The organism is Clostridium punense, assembly GCF_017874425.1.
In the GTDB taxonomy this organism is placed as follows: domain Bacteria; phylum Bacillota; class Clostridia; order Clostridiales; family Clostridiaceae; genus Clostridium_J; species Clostridium_J punense.
The window spans coordinates 98,966-105,564 of sequence record NZ_JAGGLL010000017.1 but is presented as its reverse complement, the minus strand read 5'-3'; the positions used below and the strand labels follow the sequence as shown (position 1 = coordinate 105,564).

The 6,599-nt window shown below is 31.4% G+C and carries 4 protein-coding genes and 2 rRNA genes; 5 read left to right on the top strand and 1 reads right to left on the bottom strand.

Annotated elements, in window-relative coordinates:
* Nucleotides 1–94 (top strand): 23S ribosomal RNA (locus J2Z44_RS11820); the annotation flags it as partial.
* A 125-nt stretch (nt 95–219) separates the two neighbouring features.
* Nucleotides 220–337, top strand: a 5S ribosomal RNA gene (rrf, locus tag J2Z44_RS11815).
* Between the two features lie 102 nt (nt 338–439).
* Here rrf and J2Z44_RS11810 read toward each other — a convergent pair.
* On the bottom strand, nt 440–1,828 hold the full coding sequence (locus J2Z44_RS11810; RefSeq protein WP_209649593.1) for a PLP-dependent cysteine synthase family protein: 1,389 nt from the start codon (nt 1,826–1,828) through the stop codon (nt 440–442).
* Between the two features lie 347 nt (nt 1,829–2,175).
* Between J2Z44_RS11810 and dpaL the strand changes: the two genes are divergently transcribed.
* From dpaL to J2Z44_RS11795, 3 genes are all read left to right on the top strand, one after another.
* Nucleotides 2,176–3,399 (top strand): diaminopropionate ammonia-lyase, encoded by a 1,224-nt coding sequence (dpaL, locus tag J2Z44_RS11805; RefSeq protein ID WP_021283298.1) that lies wholly within the window; start codon nt 2,176–2,178, stop codon nt 3,397–3,399.
* Between the two features lie 38 nt (nt 3,400–3,437).
* Complete coding sequence (locus J2Z44_RS11800) at nt 3,438–4,649, top strand: YgeY family selenium metabolism-linked hydrolase (RefSeq protein WP_021283299.1); 1,212 nt, start codon at nt 3,438–3,440, stop codon at nt 4,647–4,649.
* A gap of 266 nt (nt 4,650–4,915) precedes the next feature.
* Nucleotides 4,916–6,466, top strand: a complete 1,551-nt coding sequence (locus tag J2Z44_RS11795; RefSeq protein ID WP_209649592.1) for a sigma 54-interacting transcriptional regulator — start codon at nt 4,916–4,918, stop codon at nt 6,464–6,466.
* The last annotated feature ends 133 nt before the right edge of the window (nt 6,467–6,599 follow it).

Genomic DNA, 6,599 nt, shown 5'->3' with positions numbered 1-6,599 from the left:
AGACTCCTGAAAGAACATCAGGTTGATAGGTTAGGGGTGTAAGCATGGTAACATGTTTAGCTGACTAATACTAATAAGTCGAGGGCTTGACCTAAGACATAATTTCACTGTGCAATTTTGAAAGAACAATTATAATAATTAAATTATATTGTTTTAAATTTTAATAGAATTAAGCATTATAAAGAAATGAAGTAATGCGAAGATTATATTAAAATTTAATCTGGTGATAATGCTCTTATTGGATACACTCGTTCCCATACCGAACACGCAAGTTAAGCAATTAGAGGCCAAGAGTACTGCAAGGGAGACTTTGTGGGAGGGTAGGTGGTCGCCAGGTATTAATCCAAAAGATGAAAAACATCAAGCAAAGCTTGATGTTTTATTTTTATTATATATAAAGTTAATATGACTATAAAAGATAATAGATACAAATTTAAAGTTAAAATCCCCTTACTTCTTTTAACTTTAAGTCAATTTCATTAATTTGTTGTTGTTTTTCAATCCAATAATCCTGACTTTTTTGTGCATTTAGCTCTTCTACAGTTTTACCTTGCTGCTCTACCCATGTATAATATTTCAAGTTATGCCATCTTTTTTTGTTGAGCATTGTTCCTTCTTCAATATAATCAAGTTTAACACCTTTAAAAATTGAGTTAAATCTTACTGCTGCTTCTGTAGTAGTTAAGGTACCAAACATTTCAGTAATTTGATTCATAACTGAATAATATCTGTCAAAATTATCTGTAGCCATGGTGAAGATATTATGATTTTCAGTCAACTCATAGTATTTTGCAGTTTTAATTGCTCCTAATATATTGCAAATTCCAGATATGCCGAAGATTTTTGACAACTTTTCAACATCTTCAAAGCTCAATCCAATATCTTTTATTAAGAATTGTTTACCTACTTCATCAGTTAACACCTGTAATGCTTTTTTACAATCCATATCATCAATACACATTATAGCATCCATATTCATTACATTATGAATCCATGTTACATGTTTATCACCAATACCTTGTATATCATGATCACCATATCCATTGTTATATAATGTGGGGCACTGAATTGGTTCTAATCCAATTATCTTTGCTTCAGGATATAGTTGTTTTACTCTATCTCCAGAGGCAATTGTGCCTGAAGACCCCATGGAAGATACTACTGCTGAAGCTCTACCATTTCCAATTCCTTTTCCTTTTAATTCTTCAGATATTTTAGCAATTGTATTACCAGTTACATAGTAGTGGAACATGTAATTTCCAAAACTTTCGAATTGATTTAATATATAGTTTGAATTGCTAGCTCTTTTTAATTCCCAGCATTTATCATAAATTTCTTTAACAGAACTCTCACAACCTGGAGTTTTTATATAGCTAGCACCATAATACTCAATTTTATCAAATCTCTCTTGGCTCATTAATTCTGGTAGGATTACTTTAGTGTCATATCCCATACGAGGACCTGTCCAAGAGCCACCAATACCATAGTTACCTGTTGAAGGATATACAATGGTATGCTCCCCTGGAATTATTTCTCCATTTAATTGCTTCTCCATAGTAACTGAATAGGTAGCTCCAACTTTATGACTTCCAGTAGGAAAATTCATGCCTAGCAAACAAATTATATTAGCTTTAACTCCAGTAATTTCCTTAGGAATAATAAAATAGCTTAAATTTCCTTTATGATCAGTAAAATTAATATTAAACAAATTTATTGGATCTAGTGGATCCTTCTCTAGAGCATTTAGAGCTTGCTCTCTTATGTCAGATTTGATGGTTTCAGGATTTAACATTTCTTCAAAAGTTGGGCCCCATATTAAATTTTTCATCTAAGTTACCTCCGTTTTAAAATATAAAAATTTGTCTGTTTACTGTAAATAAATATGATGAATTTTATATATTATGACATTTCTATTAAAGGTTTTTACAAAGAGTTTTTTAATAATTTTAATAAAACATACAAGCTTAAATAAGGATTTTCCCGAGTAGAATAATTAAAATAATGACTAATTAAATGCAGAAAGTTTTTAGATTTATTAACATATTTTTCATAAATAATATAGGTATATATTAAAATAACACATAATAAAACTGTAAATTTGTTTTATGAATAATTATTTAAATATAGCATATGTATTTATTAATAATTCTCATAAATAATGGAGATGAGTAAAAATTGGAGAAAAAAAATAATATTGATTTCATTTTTAATAAAAGTTATAAACCTTTGAAAGAAAATTGTCCAGAATTTCTTTCTAGTGAAGAATTAAAAAAGGTTAGACACATCCATGATTCAATTCCACAGTGTAAGACAAGTCCTCTTGTACACTTAACTAGCTTATCAGAATACTTAGGACTAAAATCTATTTTTGTTAAGAATGAATCAAAACGTGGAAGCATAAATTCTTTTAAAATTCTAGGAGCAACCTATGCAGTTTCAAAATTAATTTGCGGCAAACTAGGACTTGAAATAGAAGAAGTAACTTTTGACTATTTAAAGTCAAAGGAAGTTAATGAAAAGATTAATAACATCACATTAGTTACCTGTTCCGATGGCAATCACGGAAGAGGTATAGCGTGGACTGCAAATCAACTAGGGCTAAAGGCGATAATTTATATGCCTAAAGGTACTGTTGAAAGCAGGGTTAAGAATATAGAAACTTTGGGAGCACAAGTAGTAGTAACAGAGTTAAACTACGATGATACAGTAAGACATGCAAATAAAATGGCACAACTTAATAACTGGCACATTGTTCAAGACACTTCATGGGAAGGATATGATGAAATTCCCAAAAATATCCTTCAAGGTTATTCCACCATGGGGATGGAAGCCATTGAACAACTCCAAGCTTTAGGAGTTTGTAAGCCAACTCATATATTTGTACAGGCTGGGGTGGGTGCAATGGCTGGAGGCGTTACAGGTGCAATTGCAAATTTTTATGATGGAGCAATCCCAACCACAGTTATAATGGAACCTACAAATGCAGCATGCTATTTTAAGTCAGCTGAAATTAATGATGGTTTTCCTCATAATGTAGATGGAGATTTAGAAAGCATCATGGCTGGTCTTGCTTGTGGAGAACCTGTAAAGGCCGGATGGGATATTATTAAGGACTTCGCTTATGGTTTTTGTAAGTGCCCTGACTATGTTACGGCAGATGGTATGAGGGTACTTGGGAATCCCATAGGGGAAGATGAAAGAATAATAGCTGGTGAATCTGCAGGAGTGGGTATTGGGTTTATTTTGAAAGTTATGACTGATCCTCAATATAGGAAAACTAAAGAATTATTAAAACTAAATAAGGAATCTGTGGTGTTGGTTTTTAGCACTGAAGGAGATACAGATCCAATCAACTATAGAAAAATAGTTTGGAACGGTGCATATGGTAGTAACCTATAATTAAATAATATAAAAAATGTTGGTAAGGAGAGGTAAAAATGAAAATTAATTTTCAACAAGTCTTAGAAAAAGCAAGAAACTATAAGGAGGATATGTCTAAATTTTTAAGAGACATGATTAGAATACCTAGTGAGAGTTGTAATGAAAGAGACGTTGTATTGAGAATAAAAGAGGAAATGGAGAAAGTTGGTTTTGATAAGGTTGAAATTGATCCTATGGGTAATGTACTTGGCTACATTGGGCATGGAAAGCATATTATAGCTATGGATGCTCATATAGATACTGTGGGAATAGGAGATATAAATTTATGGCAGTATGATCCATATGAGGGATATGAGGATGAGGAAATAATTTTAGGAAGAGGAGGCAGTGACCAGGAAGGTGGTATGGCTTCTATGGTTTATGCTGGAAAAATAATAAAGGATTTAGGATTAGAAAATGATTATACACTAGTAGTTACAGGTACTGTTCAAGAGGAAGATTGTGATGGTTTATGCTGGCAATATATAATTAATGAGGATAAAATTGTACCTGAGTTTGTTGTAATTACTGAACCAACCTCTTGTAATATTTATAGAGGCCATAGGGGAAGAATGGAAATTAAGGTTACTACTAATGGACTAAGCTGTCACGGTTCGGCACCTGAAAGAGGAGATAATGCAATATTCAAGATGGCACCTATTCTTAATGAATTAAGGGCTCTACATGAAAATCTTTTAGATAATGAATTCTTAGGTAAGGGATCTTTAACAGTATCAGAAATATTCTTTACAGCACCATCTAGATGTGCGGTGGCAGATAGCTGCACTATCTCTATTGATAGAAGACTTACTGATGGTGAAACCTTCCAGTATGCATTAGAACAAATAAGAAGACTACCTTCTGTTAAGGCTGCAAATGCAAAGGTTGAAATGTATACCTATGAAAGACCAGCTTACACAGGTCTTGTATATCCGACGGAAAGTTATTTTCCAACCTGGGTAATACCAGAAGATCATAATATATGTAAGAATGCAGTACAATGTTATGAAGAGTTATTTGACAGAAAACCATTAGTTGATAAATGGACTTTCTCAACAAATGGAGTTTCTATTATGGGACGCTATGGAATACCATGTATAGGTTTTGGCCCTGGTCATGAGGATGAGGCTCATGCTCCTAATGAAAAAACCTTTAAAGAGGAGTTAATACAATGTGCTGCTATGTACGCGGTTATTCCATTTATGTATGTAGAAAATTTTAAGAAGTAATTTTAAAATATTTAGTAAAAGGTATTTCAATTATCAATGGAATACCTTTATTTTTATTAATTCCTTTTCAATTTGAAGTTCCTTTGATTATAATGTATATATATTTGCGAATAGTTTTAAGTTGGTCCATTATTAAATCTATGAAAAGTAATTCTTTTAAAACTAGATAGTTATGTAGTTATTGTAGGCTATAAATTATCACAAGAGTTAAAAATGAACTTTAGAATTTAAATAGTGAAAAAATAGTTTAAGAATATGGGTGGGGTATGAAAAGATATATTAGATTTGAAATAATAACTGAAGATAAAATTGGAATAACTCTTAAAATATTAGAAAAGATATACAAAGCTAACATTAGCTTGACTTCTGTTGAGGTTTTTCCAACTAAAATATGTGTAAAAATTGAAGACATTCACAAGTGGAAGAAGGATGAATTGATTAAGGAATTTTACACCCTAGAAGAAGTAATTCAAGTAGAAGAAGCTGAACTTTTATATTATGAAAAAAATGAAAGAAAACTATTAGCTGTACTAGATTCAGTAGATGATGGAATAATTGCTGTGAACAGAGAAGGCAAAGTTGAAATATTTAACAGGTACTGTGAAGAAATCTTTGGATATAAAAAGGAAAGTGTAGTTGGAAATGATATTACTACTCTAATCAAGGAAGATGATTTAATTCACGTAATTAAAAATGGGAAAAGCTATAAGAATATTGAAGTTACAGTTAAAAATTTAGAAGAAGAAAAACACTATATGGTTAGTGGTATGGCAATAAAAGACGATGATGGTAATAGCTTAGGTGGCATATGTTCATTAAGGGATGTAAATAAAGCTATTGAAATGGTTAAGGTGATTTCATCAACTGAAGAGGGCGCTTTTAAAGAGGTCATAGGAAATAGTAGAGCTATAAACAAAGTAAAAAATTTAGCAACTACTGTAGCTAAAATAAGTTCTACTGTACTAATAAGAGGTGAAAGCGGTACAGGGAAAGAGTTATTTGCAAAAGCAATACATAATTTGAGCAATAGAAGAGATAATCCGTTTGTGGCAATTAACTGTGCAGCCCTTCCAGATAATTTGATTGAAAGCGAGCTTTTTGGATATGAGAAGGGAAGCTTTACAGGTGCTTTAAGTAATGGAAAGGATGGATTATTTAAACAAGCTAACAATGGTACAATTTTCTTAGATGAGATTGGGGAGCTATCCTTACCCTTGCAAGCAAAACTTTTAAGAGTACTGCAAGAGGGCGTTATAAGAAAAATCGGTTCTAATAAGGAAGAGAGGATAAATATAAGAGTTATTGCAGCAACTAATAGAAATTTAGAAGAAATGATTAAAGGTAAGGTTTTTAGGGAGGATTTATACTATAGATTAAATGTTATTCCATTATATATACCCGCTTTAAGAGAGAGGGTAGAGGATATTCCAATACTAGTTATGCATTTTATTGAAAAATTAAATCACACTCTAAATAAAAACATAAAAGGTGCTGAAATGGAGTTTATCAATAAACTTATTGAATACCCTTGGCAAGGAAATATAAGAGAGTTACAAAATGTTATGGAAAGAGCTATGATTCTTTGTGAAGGAGATACTTTAGTTATAGAAAATATTATATTTGATATAAGTAATTTAAGTGTCTTTGAGAACACTGAAATCTCTAAAAGTGAACCACTGAAAGTTATAGTAGAAAGAACAGAAATAAATGAAATAAAAAACGCCTTGAAAAATAATAGAAGTATAAGGTCAGCAGCGAAGGCATTAGGAATATCCCACACGGCTTTAATGAATAAAATAAAAAAATATAGGATATAAGGCTAGTGGAACTTTTTCATACCAAGTGGAAACTAAAATTACCGCGATATGGTGTATAGTGGTAATTTTAGTTGCCATTAATACGTTTATATATAGAAAAGTATGAAAATAAACAAATTTTGAAAAGTTCTAA

Bases quoted from the DNA above. Each gene is read 5' to 3' on its own strand.
- J2Z44_RS11810 (WP_209649593.1), bottom strand. From the start codon at position 1,828: ATGAAAAATTTAATATGGGGCCCAACTTTTGAAGAAATGTTAAATCCT.
- J2Z44_RS11800 (WP_021283299.1), top strand. From the start codon at position 3,438: ATGAAAATTAATTTTCAACAAGTCTTAGAAAAAGCAAGAAACTATAAG.
- J2Z44_RS11795 (WP_209649592.1), top strand. From the start codon at position 4,916: ATGAAAAGATATATTAGATTTGAAATAATAACTGAAGATAAAATTGGA.